We start from the raw sequence: 17142 nt of genomic DNA on the forward strand, positions 1-17142 counted from the left end.
ATCTTTAACAAATAACGATTGTCACTAGCTGTCACTTTATATTTATTTGGCCACTGGTATCATTGCGGATATACATATAGGAAAAATATAAGTTTCTCGCAGACGCAGAACAAAAAAAGAAAAATTAAGTATAATGGTTGCATCTTCACAAACATTGGCCGCGATCGACCACGAAGTGGTCAAATATGGGTAGCCCCGAGAAAGGAACGTAACTCGGGGTTAGAAACGAAAACAGGGAAATCAAAATCCTTTGCATCCATTGCGAAACCTTCTTTTCCTTTGCGGTAAAAAATATACCTCACGCAGGAGGCGCCAAGACGCAAAGAACTCTAATTTCAAATCCTAGGAATTAAATCCCTTGCGCTCTATGAGAAACATTAGCGCCCATTGCGGTAAGAAATATCATTTTTTCTGACTTTGTTATTCTGATCCTAAAAAAAGCCAACATCAATTCGCATATTTGCAAATCAAAAACACACCTGTTTGTAAAGGTGTGATGTTTCATCAAGTAAAAATTTTAAATGTCTAACCAACAGATCAACATTACACTTCCCGACGGTTCTGTCAGGGAGTATGAAAAGGGAGTTTCGGGGCTACAAATTGCACTTAGTATCAGCGAGGGTCTAGCCAGAAATGTACTTGCAGCAAAAGTAAACGGTGAGGTTTGGGACTCAAGCAGACCCATTCACCAAGATTCCAAAGTCCAACTTTTGACTTGGAATGACACTGAAGGGAAAAACACTTTTTGGCACTCCTCCGCCCACTTGATGGCAGAAGCTTTGGAAGCGCTTTATCCCGGTACAAAATTCGGAATCGGTCCTCCTATCGAAAATGGATTTTACTACGATGTGGATTTTGGAGACAAATCTCTTGACGGCTCAGAGCTTGAAAAGATTGAAGCCAAAATGATGGAATTGGCCAAACTGAAAAGCGACTTTATCAGAAAGGAAGTTCCTAAGAAAGAAGCAGTAGCCTATTTCACAGAAAAAAATGATCCCTACAAACTTGATTTGTTGGAAGGCCTTGAAGATGGTTCAATTACTTTCTATGAGCAGGGCAACTTTACCGACCTTTGCCGTGGTCCGCATATTCCAAACACGGGTTTTATCAAATCTGTAAAGCTTCTCAATATTGCAGGAGCTTATTGGAGAGGGGACGAGAAAAACAAGATGCTGACCCGTCTGTATGGCATCACGTTTCCAAAAGCCAAAGAACTTCAGGATTACCTTTTTATGCTTGAAGAAGCCAAAAAGCGTGACCATAGAAAGTTAGGCAGGGAGTTAGAGTTGTTTACCTTCTCTGAAAAAGTTGGGATGGGATTACCGCTTTGGTTGCCGAAGGGAACACTGCTTCGTGAGCGGTTGGTAAACTTCATGAAGAAGGCCCAGGATAAATCAGGGTACCAACAAGTGGTGACACCACATATTGGACATAAGGCACTTTATGAAACTTCCGGTCACTATGAGAAGTACGGGAAGGATTCCTTTCAACCCATCCATACCCCAAATGAAGGGGAGGAATTTTTGTTGAAGCCAATGAATTGCCCTCATCACTGCGAAATTTATAAGCACAAGCCTAGGTCATATAAGGATCTTCCGATTAGATATGCTGAGTTTGGAACTGTTTACAGGTATGAGCAAAGTGGGGAATTGCATGGATTGACTAGGGTTCGTGGATTTACACAGGATGATGCGCATATTTTCTGCAGGCCTGATCAGGTCAAGGAGGAATTCATTAAAGTCATTGACTTGGTTTTATATGTATTCAAAGCCTTGGGATTTGATGATTATACAGCTCAGATATCATTGAGAGATCCTGAGAAAAAGGAAAAATACATCGGAACGGACGAAGCTTGGGAAAAAGCAGAGTCTGCTATTGTAGAAGCAGCCGCTGAGAAAGGATTGGAAACTGTCACTGAACTTGGTGAAGCCGCCTTCTATGGACCGAAACTTGATTTCATGGTCAAAGATGCTTTGGGAAGAAAATGGCAGCTTGGAACTATTCAAGTTGACTATAACCTACCGGAAAGATTCCAATTGGAATACATTGGTTCTGATAACCAAAAACACAGACCTGTCATGATTCACAGGGCGCCATTTGGTTCCTTGGAAAGATTTGTGGCGGTATTGATCGAGCATTGCGCCGGAAATTTCCCGCTTTGGCTTTCTCCCGAACAGATTACAATTTTGCCGATTTCTGAGAAATTCATTGAATATGCAGAGGAAATAAAAGGAATCCTTGAGGATGAGGACATCATCGGAATGATTGACAACCGGGACGAAAAAATCGGAAGGAAAATCCGGGATGCTGAAGTTAAGAAAATCCCTTTCATGCTTATCGTGGGAGAGAAAGAGCAACAGGAAGGTAAGATTTCTGTCAGGAAGCACGGAGAAGGAGATCTTGGAAGTCTTTCCCCGGCTGAGTTTGTATCCTATTTCAAAAAAATAATAGGAGAGTCTTTAAAAAATTAAATTAATCGGTAATAATGAAGCAGATTTTTTAAATCTCAAATTAATTCCGATATTTGTACGCAATTTCATTAAATAACCATAAGAATTTGAAAGGAAAACCACCGTTCAGACAGAGACAAGAAGAACCTTATAAGGTTAACGACAGGATCAGAGCAAGAGAAGTCAGGGTCGTAGGAGACTACGTAGAAGGCGGAAACGCTGTTTTGACACTCGCTCAGGCCTTGAAAGTAGCTGAAGAGAATGAACTTGATCTCGTAGAAATTTCCCCAAATGCCACTCCACCTGTATGTAAGGTGATTGACTATGCGAAATTTAAATACGAACAGAAAAAGAAGCAGAAGGAGATCAAAGCCAATGCAGCTAAGACTGTTCTCAAAGAAATCCGATTCGGACCCAATACAGATGACCATGATTTCAATTTTAAATTGAAACACGCGATCAACTTCTTAAAGGAGGGGGCAAAAGTAAAAGCTTATGTCCATTTCGTGGGAAGATCTATTGTATTCAAGGAAAGAGGAGAGATGCTGTTATTGAAATTTGCACAGGAGCTGGAGGAGTATGCACAAGTGGAGCAACTTCCAAAACTGGAAGGGAAACGTATGTTTCTATTCTTGGCGCCGAAGTCATCAAAGAAATAATTTCAACAAACAAACACAGTTATGCCTAAAGTAAAAACAAAATCAGGTGCAAAAAAGAGGTTCACCCTTACGGGAACCGGTAAAATCAGGAGAAAGCATGCTTACAAAAGCCACATTCTGACCAAAAAATCAACCAAAAGGAAGAGAAATCTTACCAAAATGGGAATGGTTCATGAATCAGATGAAGGAAGAGTAAAAGCAATGTTGAGAATCGGTTGATCCGATCTTTAATTTCGATTGACAATTAGGTTTATTTATTCACCAGGCGCTTCGGTCTACAAGATCAACTGAGAAAAAGGTTGACACCAAGAGTCAAAAAATCAAAAAATTATGCCAAGATCAGTAAACGCCGTCGCTTCCAGAGCAAGAAGAAAAAAAGTTCTAAAAGCAACAAGAGGCTACTTCGGAAGAGGTAAAAACGTTTGGACCGTAGCCAAAAACAAATACGAAAAAGGTTTACAGTACGCTTACAGAGACAGGAAAGCAAAGAAGAGAGAATTCAGAGCTTTATGGATCCAGCGTATCAATGCAGGTGCCAGACAATTTGGTATCTCATACTCACAATTTATGGGATTGTTGAAAAAAGCGGACATCGAATTGAACAGAAAAGTTCTTGCAGATTTGGCCATGAATCATCCCGAGGCATTCAAAGCTGTTGTTGAAAAAGTAAAATAAGAACGCACTTTCTTATTTTAATATAAAAAGCCCCTTTTTGGGGCTTTTTTTTGTACCTATTTTTTGGATGATTGAAGTCTACTTGGGATTTTTTCTTATATTACAATTGTGCAAAAAATAGTAAAACCGATCATAAAAACTCTTGGATACATGGTTTTGAGAAATTGGTTTTAAAGCAAAAAAGCTTCTCAGGAGGAGAAGCTTTGTGTAGCGAGGAGGGATCCCGATAGCTATCGGGAGAACCCCTGTCCGCCGCGGCGGATATGAATCCAAGCTAGATGTAAAGTGGAAGAATGTTTGTTTTAATCCAATCTCTTCCCTTTCCTGATTTGAGTTCAGTTTCCCTTTGGAGTGCCATTGATTTATCATCAAAAAACTCCACATAGATGCAGTACCAAGGTCTAAATTGAGTTGTGAAACCTTCGATTCCTTTCTCGTTGTGAAACTTAAAACGGGTTATGAGATCTGAAGTCATTCCGGTGTAAAATCTGGAGGCCGAAAAGGAATAGAGAACGTAGACAGTATACATATTTAAAAATAATAGAAATAAAAAAAGCTTCTCAGAAGGAGAAGCTAAAAGTAGCGAGGAGGGATCCCGATAGCTATCGGGAGAACCCCTGTCCGCCGCGGCGGATATGAATCCAAGCTAGATGTAAAGTGGAAGAATGTTTGTTTTAATCCAATCTCTTCCCTTTCCTGATTTGAGTTCAGTTTCCCTTTGGAGTGCCATTGATTTATCATCAAAAAACTCCACATAGATGCAGTACCAAGGTCTAAATTGAGTTGTGAAACCTTCGATTCCTTTCTCGTTGTGAAACTTAAAACGGGTTATGAGATCTGAAGTCATTCCGGTGTAAAATCTGGAGGCCGAAAAGGAATAGAGAACGTAGACAGTATACATATTTAAAAATAATAGAAATAAAAAAAGCTTCTCAGAAGGAGAAGCTTAAAGTAGCGAGGAGGGGAGTTGAACCCCTGACCTCAGGGTTATGAATCCTGCGCTCTAACCAACTGAGCTACCTCGCCAGGTAATGATATAAGGAAATGAACAGGTACTATCAGTTTAGATCGGAAACCCTGTCCGCCGCGGCGGATATGAATCCTGCGCTCTAACCGACTGAGCTACCTCGCCAGGTAATGTAAGGAACGGTAATCTTTGACTCCGGATAACTTTCAAAAATAGTACCTTTCCAAATCGGATTGCAAATATGAGGTCTTAAGTCATGAATTGCAAACAAAATGCTCCAAAAAAAGTGACTTTTTGTTAACTAAAATAAAGTAATAATGGTAAAAAATAAGTTTGTTGCTGATTATCAAATCAATACTTCCAAGAAAATTCTATTCCCTTATTTAAGTACGGCTAGTGGTTTGGCTGAATGGTTTGCGGATGATGTAAATATCAATGAAGATAAAACCTATAAGTTTCATTTCGATGGCGAGGACCATTATGCAAGAATTACAGCATTAAGGACTAACATCCACGTGAAGTTTGAATTTTTTGACCCGACCATTCAAGAAGAAAAGGACCATTCTTTCATTGAATTTAAGATAGACGAAAATGAATTGACACAAACCATGTTTCTGAAAGTCATAGATTATAGCGATTCGTATGATGGTGATGAGTTGGAGTCAATCTGGGAAAGTTTAATCCACACACTCAAAGAAATTATTGGTGGTTAATTGACGGTATTTTCTTTTCTTTTGAAAATATTTCCAACCTTTGCCGTTACATTCCTTCGTAAGGGTTTTCATAATTAATGAAGAAAATAGATAAATTGATTTTGGGGTCTTTTATAGGCCCCTTCTTTTTGACCTTTGTAGTGGTGGATTTTATTCTACTCACTGTCAACATGCTCAAATATTTCGACGAAATCTTTGGTAAAGGCCTGAGTTTTTGGATTTATATGGAGCTGTTTTCTTATTTTGTAATCAGCATTTCCCCCATGGCCTTGCCTTTGGCTGTGCTGCTTTCAGCATTGATGACTTTTGGAAATCTGGGAGAGCATTTTGAATTGACCGCATTGAAAAGTGCCGGTATATCCTTGGTCAGGGCCTTAATGCCTATCGGAGTGTTTGTGTTGTTGCTGACCATCGCAGCTTTTCTCTCAAACAATTACCTGGTTCCTAAGGTCAACCTCAAAACATTTGGACTCCTATATGATATCAGAATGAAGTCGCCTGCACTGGACATCAAAGAAGGTGTTTTTTACAATGGAATTCCAAATTATAGTATCAAAGTCAACCGCAAATTAGATGAAGTGAGATTGAACGATATTATCATCTACAACCACGCGGATGGACAGGGTAATATCAATGTAATTATGGCCGATTCCGGTAGGATGGAACCTTTTTTCAATAATAACTACATGAAGTTGACCTTATATAACGGGGTCAGTTATAAAGAATCAAGGTCACAGAGAGGAATTACTGAAAAACCTGCTGATTTGAGCAGAACCCTTTTTTCAGAAAATCAAATTGTCTTTGACCTCGCATCTTTTCAATTGAACCGAACCCCCGAGGATTTATGGTCTACAAACCGGTCGATAAAAAACATTGCCCAACTCAAACTCGGGCTCGATTCCATGAATTCGGAAATCAACCAAATTGTGTATTACAATTACCTTAATACCGAATCTTCCTTTCCTTATTTTACAAGAGATAGAAAATTATCTCCTCCTTTGGAGGTTGTAAGGAGAAAAGAAAGAGATGATTCAATTAAAATCGCGAAAGCTGGTTTGCAAAAAAAGGCAGAAGAAGCGGTTTTATCAGGTTCCAAATCAATGGATTCACTTAACCTAATGGCTTTTCCAAAAGGTGCAGATTCCATGATTACGTTGGATAGAGAATTGATTTTTCAGAAAGATTCCATTCCGGATTTATCAAAAATAGAGTCGATTGTAAATAATAAGACTGCAAACGGTTCAAATGACACCTCAATAAATGTAGACAGGAATGTTCCAAAACGTAACATCAACAGGAAAGTGTTAAAAATTAATGCACCGACCACTGCCATTGATTCTTTGGTTCCTAAATCCAATATTGACAGTATTGTCTCCCCCGGAAATACCCCTAACAATACCATTACTCCACAAAAGACCGCCGTATTTACAGATGCTAAAAGAGCTGCAATGGATTCCATAATTTCGAAAGGTGATTACAATTCAAAAGCAGCGACTGTTGGAATGAATAATGCCCGAACGATAAAGAATAACTTCAGTACAAAATTGACGCAGGTAGATGCCCTGGAAAGGGAATTCCGGCGGTTTGAAATCGCCTGGTATCAGAAATATACTACGGCTTTTGCCTGCATTGTCATGTTTATGATTGGAGCCCCTTTGGGAGCGATTATTAAAAAAGGTGGCTTGGGCATGCCTGTTTTGATGTCAATTATATTCTTTATTCTGTTCTATATGTTGACGATTACGGGTGAAAAATGGGCGAAAGAAGGAATAACCAATACCGTATTTGGAACCTGGTTTTCAAATCTTGTTTTGCTTCCATTCGGATTCTTCTTTTTGAGGCAGGCAAGAAAGGACGCAAGGTTGTTTGAACCGGATACCTATACCAATTTTTTTAAGAAGATTAAGGCCAAATTCACCGTAAAACCAGCTAAATCTCAAGCCTGATTTTTGAATTTCAATTATAAGGATTACCTTTGTACCTGTTTTAAAAATTAAAATAATTAACTAGGCATGTATTTAACATCAGAGAAAAAAGCGGAGTTGTTCAAAAATCATGGCAGGTTAAAGGCTGAAACCGATACCGGTTCTTCGGAATCACAGATCGCACTGTTCACCTTCAGAATTCAGCATTTGACGGACCATTTGAAAACAAACAAGAAAGACCACTCTTCAAGATTGGGTCTTTTGAAATTAGTAGGTAAAAGAAGAAGCCTTCTCAATTACCTTATCAAGAATGATATCGAAAGATATAGAGCTATTATCACCGAATTAGGAATTAGAAAATAACTCAATTTAATGTAAGGTTCTCATGGGAGAACCTTACTTTTTTATTTACCCCTGATATTAAGCCTTACTTTTAAAACTATTCTACACCTATTATTATTTACAAAATTGTATGTTACCAAACGTAATTTCTAAAACTATCGTCCTTGAAGACGGCAGGGAGATCATCATTGAAACAGGGGCATTGGCAAAACAAGCCGATGGGGCAGTAGTTGTCCGCATGGGAAAAGCCATGTTGTTGGCCACTGTTGTTTCTAAAAAAGAAGCTGGCGAAGGAGTCGATTTTCTCCCGATGTCTGTGGATTACCAAGAAAAATTTGCTGCATCCGGAAAGATTCCCGGAGGTTTTTTGAAAAGAGAAGGAAGACTTTCCGACTATGAAATATTGATCAGCCGTATTGTAGACAGGGCTATCAGACCGATTTTCCCCGATGATTACCACGCTGACACACAAATCGGCATTACTTTGATGTCCGCTGACTCTGAGGTTCTTCCTGATTGTTTGGCAGGTCTTGCGGCTTCTGCAGCCTTGGCCGTATCCGACATTCCTTTTAACGGGCCTATATCTGAAGTCCGAGTAGGAAAGATCAATGGGAAGTTGCTTATCAATCCTACTCCTGCGCAGCTCGAAACAGCTTCTTTGGAGTTTATTGTAGCAGGTTCCGAAGAATACATTTTGATGGTAGAGGGAGAGGCCAACGAAATTTCTGAAGATGAAATGGTAGAGGCACTCCAGTTTGCACATGAAGAAATTAAAAAACACTGCAAAATTCAGAAAGAATTGACCATTGCAGTCGGAAAAGAGAAGAAGAGAGAATACAACCATGAAAAATCAGATACTGCATTGTATGAAAAAATGCATGCTGAATTATACGGGAAGTGTTACGAAGTAGTGGCAAGGTTGATTGCCAATAAATCTGAAAGATATGACCTGATCAAGGCTGTCAAGGAAGAGTTCGTAGCATCTTTGGGCGAAGGCCATGGCTTTGAAGCAAGTTTGATTGGACCATATTTCTCTAAAATCCATAAAGAAGCTGCAAGGAACCTTACATTAAATGAGAAAAAGAGACTTGACGGCAGAAGATTGGACGAAATCAGGCCAATTTGGTCAGTTATTGACTACTTGCCATCAGCTCACGGTTCCGCAGTGTTTACAAGAGGAGAAACACAGTCTGTTACCACTTGTACTTTAGGTACCAAAATGGACGAGCAGATGATTGACGGGGCAATGATATCCGGATATAACAAGTTTTATCTTCATTACAACTTCCCGGGATTCTCTACAGGTGAAGTAAAACCTAATAGAGGAGTTGGAAGAAGAGAAGTGGGTCATGGTAACTTAGCCATGAGAGCTTTGAAAAAAGTCCTTCCTTCAGGTGATGAAAATCCTTACACTATCAGGATTGTTTCCGATATCTTGGAATCAAACGGATCATCTTCTATGGCTACCGTTTGCGCGGGATCTTTGGCTTTGATGGATGCGGGCATTCAGATCAAAGCTCCGGTAACCGGAATCGCAATGGGAATGATCTCTGATGCAAAAACAGGAAAATATTCTATTCTTTCCGACATCTTGGGCGATGAAGATCACCTTGGCGATATGGACTTCAAAGTTACGGGAACTGAAAAAGGAATCACAGCCTGTCAGATGGACCTTAAAGTTGAAGGTCTTGATTATAGTGTGTTGAAAGAAGCTTTGTATCAAGCAAAAGATGGCAGACTTCATATCATGAATGAGATCAAAAAGACCATTTCAGCCCCTAAGCCGGATCTCAAGCCGCATACTCCAAGGTCATTTATGATGAGTATTCCTAAGGAGCTAATCGGAGCAGTGATCGGTCCAGGAGGAAAAGTCATTCAGGAAATCCAAAAAGATACCGGAGCCACCATCATCATTGAGGAAAAAGATAATATGGGAAAAATCAATATTTTCTCAAACAATCAGGAATCTATGAATGCGGCAATTTCAAGAATCAGGGCTATCGTAGCCATGCCTGAAATCGGAGAGACCTACACAGGCAAAGTGAAAAACATCATGCCTTTTGGGGCTTTTGTAGAATTTATGCCAGGTAAAGACGGATTGTTACATATTTCTGAAATCAAGTGGGAAAGACTTGAAAATATGGAAGGTGTCCTCGAACCGGGAGAAGAAATCATGGTCAAACTGATTGATGTAGACAAAAAAACAGGGAAGTTTAAGCTTTCCAGAAAAGTATTATTGCCAAAACCGGAAAAATCTGATAAAAACGACTAAGTTCAATAGAGTATTTGTTATTTTGAACTTTGTTTATTTGGATTCCTGTTATTAATTGAATCTTAACTGAAAATTATATTCTTGAATGAGGCAGCTAAAAATTAGCAAACAGATCACCAACAGGGAAAGTCAGTCCCTTGATAAATATCTACAGGAGATTGGAAAAGTAGATCTATTGACAGCCGATGAGGAAGTGGTTCTTGCCAAAAGAATCAGAGAAGGCGATCAATTGGCATTAGAAAAACTTACAAAAGCCAACCTCCGATTTGTTGTTTCTGTAGCCAAACAATATCAAAACCAAGGACTTTCGTTGGGCGATCTGATCAACGAAGGAAATCTCGGTCTGATCAAAGCAGCCCAAAGATTTGACGAAACCAGAGGTTTCAAGTTTATTTCTTATGCTGTGTGGTGGATCAGACAATCGATCCTTCAGGCATTGGCTGAACAATCCAGAATTGTAAGGCTTCCTCTGAACAGGGTCGGATCTTTGAACAAGATCAGCAAGACCTTCAGCGAACTGGAGCAAAAATTTGAAAGAGAACCATCTCCTGAAGAATTGGCTGAAGTGCTCGAAGTGACTGCTGCTGAAGTAGTGGATACCATGAAAATTTCAGGTAGACACGTTTCTATGGATGCTCCTTTTGTTCAGGGTGAAGAAAACAGTTTGTTGGATGTTCTTGAAAATGATGGAGATGAAAAGCCGGATGACGGCTTGATGACTGATTCCTTGAGAAAAGAAGTTCAAAGAGCGCTTTCAACCCTTACCCAAAGAGAAGCAGATGTAATTACACTTTACTTTGGTTTGAATGGCGAACATGCAATGACCTTGGAAGAAATCGGTGAAAAATTCAACCTCACCAGAGAAAGAGTAAGACAAATTAAAGAAAAGGCTATCAGGAGATTAAGGCATACTTCCAGAAGTAAAACATTAAAGCCTTATCTTGGGTAATCTTATTTAATGATTTGGATTAAAATATAAAGGGGATTTATCCCCTTTTTTTATTTAATTACTTATCGAAAGACATTTTAAAAATAAACTCCCTGATCATCACTTCATAATACCTCAATTAGGGAATTTTAACACCCATTAACTTTGTTGTGAAGGGGATTTTAACAAAATTTGCCAACTTCAAAAAATTCAATCAAATGACTTCCGAAATTGAAAAAATCAAAGTCTTGATAATTGGTTCAGGGCCGGCAGGATACACCGCTGCGATTTATGCGTCTCGGGCGGGCCTAAATCCGGTTCTCTATACAGGTGGACAGCCTGGCGGCCAACTTACGATTACTACCGATGTAGAAAATTATCCCGGATACCCGGAAGGAATCCAAGGTCCGGAAATGATGGAGGACTTTAGAAAACAAGCTGAAAGATTTGGAACCAAAGTCAGGTATGGGGTAGTGACCTCTGTTGACTTTGATTCTTTTCCACATAAGGTGATAGTTGATGACCAACTTGAAGTACATGCCGATACAGTGATAATTTCTACTGGTGCTTCCGCCAAATGGCTAGGATTGGAAAGTGAAACAAGGCTGAATGGGAGGGGAGTTTCTGCGTGTGCGGTTTGTGATGGATTTTTCTTTAGAGGTCAGGATGTGGCCATTGTCGGTGCAGGGGATACCGCCTGTGAGGAAGCTTCCTATCTTTCAAATATTTGCAGCAAGGTCTACATGATCGTCAGAAAAGGCGAAATGCGGGCTTCACAAATCATGCAAAGAAGGGTTTTGAACAACCCTAAAATTGAAGTCCTTTGGAATACTGAAACAGAAGAGATCCTTGGTGAAGATGAGGTAAAAGGGGTGAGGCTGTATAACAACGTCACTAAAGAATCAAAAGAACTGCAAATAACCGGGTTCTTCGTCGCCATTGGACATCATCCCAATACTGATATTTTTAAAAATATCATTGACATGGATGAAAATGGATATATCAAGACTATTCCGGGAAGTACCCGGACCAATAAAGAAGGCGTATTTGCCTGTGGGGATGCCCAAGACCATATTTATAGACAAGCAGTCACCGCCGCAGGTACAGGTTGTATGGCAGCTCTGGATGCAGAAAGATTTCTCGCTGCAAAAGAATCTGCGTAATTTAAAAAAATGAAAGTAAAAGGTCTCTGGATATTGATAATTGTATTTTTGGGCATGGGATCTATTCAATCCCATGCCCAAAATTTTCCAAAGATAATTAAGAAAAAATCTGGAGAAAAACCTAAATCCAACCCTCTGACAAGGGATTTAAGACTTTTTGATCCTGACAAATACCTTCAGGATATTACCAAATCTACAGATTCATTGTTTTTTAAAGATTATGTAGAATTAAAAAAACGCCTAAGCATTGTTGCTGAAGATACGATTTCCTTGGATTGGGCACCCACAAATCAATTGGTGCAAGTTTCGGAACAGGTACTCATAGACAGTATTTGGGTGACAGCATTCGAGTATTATTCTTCTTGGGACAGTAAAAAAATCAATATCTATGATTTTAATCCAAAGGAATTCAAAGACACTGTTCAGATAAAACTGTTCGACCCGTTTTTTGGAACAGATTGGAAAATGCCTTTGGACGAAACCCGTATTACCTCCGAATTTGGGTTTAGGCGATACCGTTGGCACCACGGAACAGACCTCAAGCTGAATGTCGGCGATCCGGTTTACAGTTCATTTGATGGAATCGTGAGAATACGGTCATATGACAGAACAGGTTATGGCTATTACGTTGTAGTAAGGCATAAAAACGGTTTGGAAACATTGTATGGTCACCTATCAAAATTTCGTGTAGAAATCGGACAGGAAGTCAAAGCAGGTGAATTGATAGGTCTGGGAGGCAATACAGGAAGAAGCACAGGACCGCATCTGCATTTCGAAATCAGATACCAAGGTCTCTCCATTAATCCCACCGAAGTTTTTGATTTTAATCTGGGGAGTATCAAAGCACAATACTATGACATTACCTCTTCTAGCTTTGACCATGTGGTCAAAACCCAGGAGGCTGTATACCACAAAGTCAGAAGTGGGGAAACATTAAGTGCCATTGCAAGGAGATATGGAGTCAGAGTCAGCACCTTGACAAGACTGAATGGAATTTCCACCAATACGATTCTCAAGGTTGGAAGAAGACTGAGAGTGAAATAGTGAAAAGGAGATTATCTTTCTCAAAATCCAAAATTTATGAAATTAGACATCTTAGTCATCGCTGCACATCCCGATGATGCTGAATTGGCCTGTTCCGGTACGATTGCGGCGCAAATTGCGAAAGGCTATAAAGTTGGTATACTCGACCTGACCAAAGGTGAGATGGGAACAAGAGGTACACCTGAAATCAGGATGCAGGAATCTGAGGAATCTTCCAAAATTCTCGGCATTGCGGTGCGCGAGAATATCGGCTTCAAAGACATTTTCTTTAAAGATGATGACCATCACCGCCTTGAAATAATCAAAATTATAAGAAAGTACCAACCGGAAATTGTGCTGGCAAATGCCGTCACCGACAGGCATCCCGATCATGGGAAAGGGGGTTCCGTGGCTTCTAATGCGTGTTTTATGAGTGGATTAAGAAAAATTGAGACGACCCTAGAGGGAATTTCCCAAGATCCATGGAGGCCAAAATACGTTTACCATTACATTCAAAACAACTATATCAAGCCTGACTTTGTAGTGGACATTACGGATTTTTGGGAGACTAAAATCGAAAGCATTAAGGTTTTCAAGTCGCAATTTTATGATCCGAGCAACAAAGAACCTGCAAGTTTTATTTCTTCAGCAGAATTTTTGGATTTTATTGAAGCAAGGTCTCGGGAATTAGGCCACAGTATTATGGTCAAATATGGTGAAGGTTTTACCGTGGAAAGAACTTTGGGAATCACGGATTTATTTGACCTAAAATAAATCCGCTATTCCCTTAATGGACTTAAGGAGCAAGCCTTTCGATTTTCCATGAAGCTTCACCTTCTTTTTGATAATGAATCCTGTCGTGAAGCCTGCTTGATCTTCCTTGCCAAAACTCTACCTCTTCCGGCATCAACCGGTAACCTCCCCAATGCTGGGGCCTTGTAATATTTTCCTCATTTATTTGAGTTAATAGTTGGGCTTCTTTGTCCTCCAAAAAGGCCCTGTTCGGAATTACTTCGCTTTGAGGCGATGCCCAAGCTCCGACTTGACTGGCAAAAGGCCTTGAAAAATAATATTCATCAGATTCTTCAGGAGAAATTTTTGAAACCTTTCCCATAAACCTGACCTGCCTTTCCAATACCGGCCAAAAAAACGTAATGGCAGCATAGGGATTGTTCTCCAATTCTTTTCCTTTGGCACTATTATAGTTAGTAAAAAAAACCAAACCAGTGTCCACATCTTTGAGAAGGACAATCCTTGAATTAGGCCTTCCGTCGGGGCGAACAGTTGAAAGGTTCATCGCATTCCATTCATTGACTTTGGATTGGTGAGCTTCTTCCACCCAAATTTTAAATTGATCAATCGGAGAAGCATGTACATCCTTCTCATCAAGTGATTTTAATGTATAATCAATTCGGATATCGGCTAGTTTCATAAGGTATTATAATTTTCTTCTAAAATTACCAGACTTATTGCATTTATAAAATTTAGATATAACTTAAGAAAATTATCAGACACTTTTTCTATGAGCCAAAGCTTTAAAAAAACTCCATTAGCAGGTCAATTATTGATATCTGAGCCTTTTTTGCAGGATGAGAATTTTGTGCGTTCTGTTATTCTTTTATGTGAAAACAATGATAAAGGCTCGTTTGGGCTTGTTCTGAACAAGCTCTCGATCTTGAAAATCAGTGAACTTGTAGAAGATTTGTTTTTTCTTGACTTAGATGTGTATGTTGGTGGTCCGGTGGAGCAGAATACCCTGCATTTTGTTTATTCAGGCGAGGAAATCCTTTCGGGAAGCATCAAGCTTGGGGAAGGCTTATGGTGGGGCGGAGATTTTGAAACCCTGATCCAAAAACTCAAAAACGGGGAGTTGAACAATGGAAATATCAGGTTTTTCATTGGGTATTCGGGATGGACAGAAGGACAGCTTAACGAAGAATTGGAAGAGAAAACATGGATCGTCTGTGAAAAAATTGAACCACAAAATATATTCAACGATTCTCCGGTAGAATTATGGAGAAATATTTTGAAAACCATGGGAGGAGAATTTCAGCTGTTGGCAAATTATCCCATTGATCCGAGGCTAAATTGATCCAATTTTATTACTTTTGTTTTAGACGTCCTGCAAAAAAGTATCAGTTTTATTATGAGCAATGAAAAAGAAGTGTCTGAAGAAGACAAGGTGACCCAAACCAATGAAGTAATTCAGGAAGCAGAGGGTAGTGAAATTACAAATGAAAAAATGCCAGAACCTGAAGCGGTGGAGCATGAACCTGAAGAGGAAATTTCAGAAACAGTTGATTACTCTGATTTATCCAAAAGCCAACTCCTTGCCACATTGAAGCAACTTGTGGAATCAGGTAAATTCCTAAAAATAGATGGTCAGGTCAATGAAATAAAAGCCCATTTTGACGAGATTTTTCATAAAGAAAAAGAAGCTGCACTGGAGGAATTTACCAAAAACGGTGGTTCCGCTGATGATTTTGAATACAGACCGTCTGAGGAAGACAGGTCCTTGTTTGCAGTAATCAATGAATTCAGAGAGAAAAAAATAGAATTCCTGAAAGAACAGGAAAAAAATAAAGAAAAAAATCTCATTGCCAAAAATACAATTCTCGACAGGTTAAGAGAACTTGTAGATGGCGAGGAAACCACCCACAGCATCAACACCATCAAGCATATTCAGGATGATTGGAAGAAAATCGGACCTGTACCTGCCGCCCAAAACAAAAACTTATGGGCGTCTTTCAATGCATTGATGGACAGGTTCTATGACAATAGAAGTATCTACTTTGAGTTAAAAGAGCTTGACCGAAAGAAAAACCTAACCCATAAACTTGAAATATGCGAAAAAGCGGAGGCTTTGGTAGCGATGGGGGATTTGAAGGATGCAATCAAAATCTTGAATGACCTTCATGAAGAATTTAAGCACGTAGGTCCCGTTCCCAGGGAAGAGCAAGAAACCCTTTGGAACAGATTCAAAGAAGCTTCTGATGCTGTTTACTCCCGTAGAAAAGAGTTTTATGATGGCCAAAAAGAAGGTTTGAAAGAAAATCTACTAAAAAAAGAAGCGCTCATTAAAAAACTGGAGGTAGACGCTGATTATAAAGGATCAAAAATCAAGGACTGGAACAGTAAAACAAAAGAAATTTTGGGGCTTCAAAAAGAATGGGAAGCCATTGGGCCTGTGCCTAGAGAAAATGGAAAAGAGATAAACAAGCAATTCTGGGGCTTGTTTAAGCATTTCTTTCAAAAGAAAAACCATTTTTTCAAAGAGTTGGACGAAATCCGTCAGTTGAACAAGAAAAAAGCCGAAGAACTGATTGCAAAAGCTGAATCGCTTAAGGAAAATAAAGATTGGCAGCAAACAGCCAATCAGATGATTTCTTTGCAACAGGACTGGAAACAAATAGGTCCCACTCCCGAAAAAGTGAGAGACGATCTTTATCAGAGATTCAAGACTGCCTGCGATGCTTTCTTTGAAAATAGAAGAAACTCCAACAAGCAGGTAAACAAGGAGTTTGATCAAAATCTGTTAGCCAAAGAAGAACTCATCAAAAAGATTAAAGAAGAGGCAGGAAGCGGTTCTACTAAGGAAAGTTCTTTGGAGGAATACATCGCCAAGTTTAATTCTTTGGGATTTGTTCCGCGCAAAAACATGAAGGAGATCGTTCATAAGTTCAATGAGGCAGTAGATGAATACGTCAAAAACCTTGGCTTTGCAGGAGGGGCGAAGGATGATTTCTTGTTCAGGTTGAATCTGAACAAGCTTCAATCAGATCCAAACAGTAACCGTGTTCTCAATAAAAAAGAACATGGAATCAGAAAACAGATTGCTGACCTTGAAAACAACGTGACACTTTGGAGAAACAATATCGAATTTTTTGCTTCCTCAAAGACTGCAGATAAGCTCAAAAACCAATTTGACGAGAAAATCCAAAAGGCCGAAAGTGAAATCGATAAGCTGAAGAAAAAATTAACAATTCTGAAAGAATTTTAATACACTCATAAATAAGGAGATACCA

The 17142-nt window shown here is 39.4% G+C and carries 17 protein-coding genes and 1 tRNA gene; 14 read left to right on the plus strand and 4 right to left on the minus strand.

The annotated features are described in order from the left end of the window. The first annotated feature begins 521 nt into the window (after nt 1-521). The 4 genes from thrS (at nt 522) to rplT (ending at nt 3784) form a co-directional block, all read left to right on the plus strand. A complete protein-coding gene (gene thrS / locus MMU05_RS20520; RefSeq protein ID WP_241143534.1) occupies nt 522-2471 on the plus strand; it encodes a threonine--tRNA ligase in 1950 nt (649 codons plus the stop codon). Nucleotides 2472-2557: 86 nt separating this feature from the next. Next, nucleotides 2558-3109, plus strand: coding sequence for a translation initiation factor IF-3 (gene infC / locus MMU05_RS20525; RefSeq protein ID WP_113922168.1), 552 nt, complete (start codon nt 2558-2560; stop codon nt 3107-3109). 21 nt (nt 3110-3130) lie between these two features. Next, nucleotides 3131-3328, plus strand: a complete 198-nt coding sequence (rpmI, locus tag MMU05_RS20530) for a 50S ribosomal protein L35 (RefSeq protein ID WP_241143535.1) — start codon at nt 3131-3133, stop codon at nt 3326-3328. Between the two features lie 111 nt (nt 3329-3439). Next, complete coding sequence (rplT, locus tag MMU05_RS20535; protein WP_113922166.1) at nt 3440-3784, plus strand: 50S ribosomal protein L20; 345 nt, start codon at nt 3440-3442, stop codon at nt 3782-3784. A 274-nt stretch (nt 3785-4058) separates the two neighbouring features. Here the strand turns inward: rplT and MMU05_RS20540 are convergent, their stop codons facing one another. The 3 genes from MMU05_RS20540 to MMU05_RS20550 form a co-directional block, all read right to left on the minus strand. Further along, complete coding sequence (locus MMU05_RS20540) at nt 4059-4313, minus strand: GIY-YIG nuclease family protein (RefSeq protein WP_241143536.1); 255 nt, start codon at nt 4311-4313, stop codon at nt 4059-4061. Nucleotides 4314-4430: 117 nt separating this feature from the next. Beyond that, complete coding sequence (locus MMU05_RS20545; RefSeq protein ID WP_241143536.1) at nt 4431-4685, minus strand: GIY-YIG nuclease family protein; 255 nt, start codon at nt 4683-4685, stop codon at nt 4431-4433. Nucleotides 4686-4736: 51 nt separating this feature from the next. Beyond that, nucleotides 4737-4810 (minus strand) — tRNA-Met (locus tag MMU05_RS20550). 258 nt (nt 4811-5068) lie between these two features. Between MMU05_RS20550 and MMU05_RS20555 the strand changes: the two genes are divergently transcribed. The 8 genes from MMU05_RS20555 (at nt 5069) to bshB1 (ending at nt 13891) form a co-directional block, all read left to right on the plus strand. Further along, a complete protein-coding gene (locus MMU05_RS20555; RefSeq protein WP_241143537.1) occupies nt 5069-5464 on the plus strand; it encodes an START-like domain-containing protein in 396 nt (131 codons plus the stop codon). Nucleotides 5465-5541: 77 nt separating this feature from the next. Continuing rightward, nucleotides 5542-7410 carry an LptF/LptG family permease gene (locus MMU05_RS20560; RefSeq protein ID WP_241143538.1) on the plus strand — a complete coding sequence of 623 codons (1869 nt, stop codon included), beginning with the start codon at nt 5542-5544 and terminating at the stop codon, nt 7408-7410. Between the two features lie 66 nt (nt 7411-7476). After that, nucleotides 7477-7752: a 30S ribosomal protein S15 gene (gene rpsO, locus MMU05_RS20565; protein ID WP_241143539.1), complete on the plus strand. Its 276-nt coding sequence runs from the start codon at nt 7477-7479 to the stop codon at nt 7750-7752. 109 nt (nt 7753-7861) lie between these two features. Continuing rightward, on the plus strand, nt 7862-10003 hold the full coding sequence (pnp, locus tag MMU05_RS20570; protein ID WP_241143540.1) for a polyribonucleotide nucleotidyltransferase: 2142 nt from the start codon (nt 7862-7864) through the stop codon (nt 10001-10003). 85 nt (nt 10004-10088) lie between these two features. Next, complete coding sequence (locus MMU05_RS20575; RefSeq protein WP_113922161.1) at nt 10089-10952, plus strand: sigma-70 family RNA polymerase sigma factor; 864 nt, start codon at nt 10089-10091, stop codon at nt 10950-10952. Between the two features lie 197 nt (nt 10953-11149). Next, entirely contained in the window at nt 11150-12094 is a 945-nt protein-coding gene (gene trxB, locus MMU05_RS20580; RefSeq protein WP_241143541.1) for a thioredoxin-disulfide reductase, read from the plus strand. A gap of 9 nt (nt 12095-12103) precedes the next feature. Beyond that, nucleotides 12104-13138 (plus strand): peptidoglycan DD-metalloendopeptidase family protein, encoded by a 1035-nt coding sequence (locus MMU05_RS20585; RefSeq protein WP_241143542.1) that lies wholly within the window; start codon nt 12104-12106, stop codon nt 13136-13138. A gap of 36 nt (nt 13139-13174) precedes the next feature. Then, nucleotides 13175-13891 carry a bacillithiol biosynthesis deacetylase BshB1 gene (gene bshB1, locus MMU05_RS20590; RefSeq protein ID WP_241143543.1) on the plus strand — a complete coding sequence of 239 codons (717 nt, stop codon included), beginning with the start codon at nt 13175-13177 and terminating at the stop codon, nt 13889-13891. A gap of 22 nt (nt 13892-13913) precedes the next feature. On the opposite strand, the gene pdxH is transcribed toward bshB1, so the two are convergent. After that, entirely contained in the window at nt 13914-14549 is a 636-nt protein-coding gene (pdxH, locus tag MMU05_RS20595; RefSeq protein WP_241143544.1) for a pyridoxamine 5'-phosphate oxidase, read from the minus strand. A gap of 90 nt (nt 14550-14639) precedes the next feature. On the opposite strand from pdxH, the gene MMU05_RS20600 reads away from it, so the two are divergent. After that, a complete protein-coding gene (locus tag MMU05_RS20600) occupies nt 14640-15209 on the plus strand; it encodes a YqgE/AlgH family protein (RefSeq protein WP_241143545.1) in 570 nt (189 codons plus the stop codon). A 54-nt stretch (nt 15210-15263) separates the two neighbouring features. After that, on the plus strand, nt 15264-17117 hold the full coding sequence (locus MMU05_RS20605) for a DUF349 domain-containing protein (RefSeq protein WP_241143546.1): 1854 nt from the start codon (nt 15264-15266) through the stop codon (nt 17115-17117). Nucleotides 17118-17142: the final 25 nt, after the last annotated feature.

It is taken from the genome of Cognataquiflexum rubidum (genome assembly GCF_022538115.1).
Classification (GTDB): domain Bacteria; phylum Bacteroidota; class Bacteroidia; order Cytophagales; family Cyclobacteriaceae; genus Cognataquiflexum; species Cognataquiflexum rubidum.

Excerpts from the sequence above, each read along its gene's own strand:
- thrS (WP_241143534.1), top strand. The coding sequence starts at position 522 with ATGTCTAACCAACAGATCAACATTACACTTCCCGACGGTTCTGTCAGG.
- rpmI (WP_241143535.1), top strand. The coding sequence starts at position 3,131 with ATGCCTAAAGTAAAAACAAAATCAGGTGCAAAAAAGAGGTTCACCCTT.
- rplT (WP_113922166.1), top strand. The coding sequence starts at position 3,440 with ATGCCAAGATCAGTAAACGCCGTCGCTTCCAGAGCAAGAAGAAAAAAA.
- MMU05_RS20540 (WP_241143536.1), bottom strand. The coding sequence starts at position 4,313 with ATGTATACTGTCTACGTTCTCTATTCCTTTTCGGCCTCCAGATTTTAC.
- MMU05_RS20545 (WP_241143536.1), bottom strand. The coding sequence starts at position 4,685 with ATGTATACTGTCTACGTTCTCTATTCCTTTTCGGCCTCCAGATTTTAC.
- MMU05_RS20555 (WP_241143537.1), top strand. The coding sequence starts at position 5,069 with ATGGTAAAAAATAAGTTTGTTGCTGATTATCAAATCAATACTTCCAAG.
- MMU05_RS20560 (WP_241143538.1), top strand. The coding sequence starts at position 5,542 with ATGAAGAAAATAGATAAATTGATTTTGGGGTCTTTTATAGGCCCCTTC.
- rpsO (WP_241143539.1), top strand. The coding sequence starts at position 7,477 with ATGTATTTAACATCAGAGAAAAAAGCGGAGTTGTTCAAAAATCATGGC.
- pnp (WP_241143540.1), top strand. The coding sequence starts at position 7,862 with ATGTTACCAAACGTAATTTCTAAAACTATCGTCCTTGAAGACGGCAGG.
- MMU05_RS20575 (WP_113922161.1), top strand. The coding sequence starts at position 10,089 with ATGAGGCAGCTAAAAATTAGCAAACAGATCACCAACAGGGAAAGTCAG.
- trxB (WP_241143541.1), top strand. The coding sequence starts at position 11,150 with ATGACTTCCGAAATTGAAAAAATCAAAGTCTTGATAATTGGTTCAGGG.
- MMU05_RS20585 (WP_241143542.1), top strand. The coding sequence starts at position 12,104 with ATGAAAGTAAAAGGTCTCTGGATATTGATAATTGTATTTTTGGGCATG.
- bshB1 (WP_241143543.1), top strand. The coding sequence starts at position 13,175 with ATGAAATTAGACATCTTAGTCATCGCTGCACATCCCGATGATGCTGAA.
- pdxH (WP_241143544.1), bottom strand. The coding sequence starts at position 14,549 with ATGAAACTAGCCGATATCCGAATTGATTATACATTAAAATCACTTGAT.
- MMU05_RS20600 (WP_241143545.1), top strand. The coding sequence starts at position 14,640 with ATGAGCCAAAGCTTTAAAAAAACTCCATTAGCAGGTCAATTATTGATA.
- MMU05_RS20605 (WP_241143546.1), top strand. The coding sequence starts at position 15,264 with ATGAGCAATGAAAAAGAAGTGTCTGAAGAAGACAAGGTGACCCAAACC.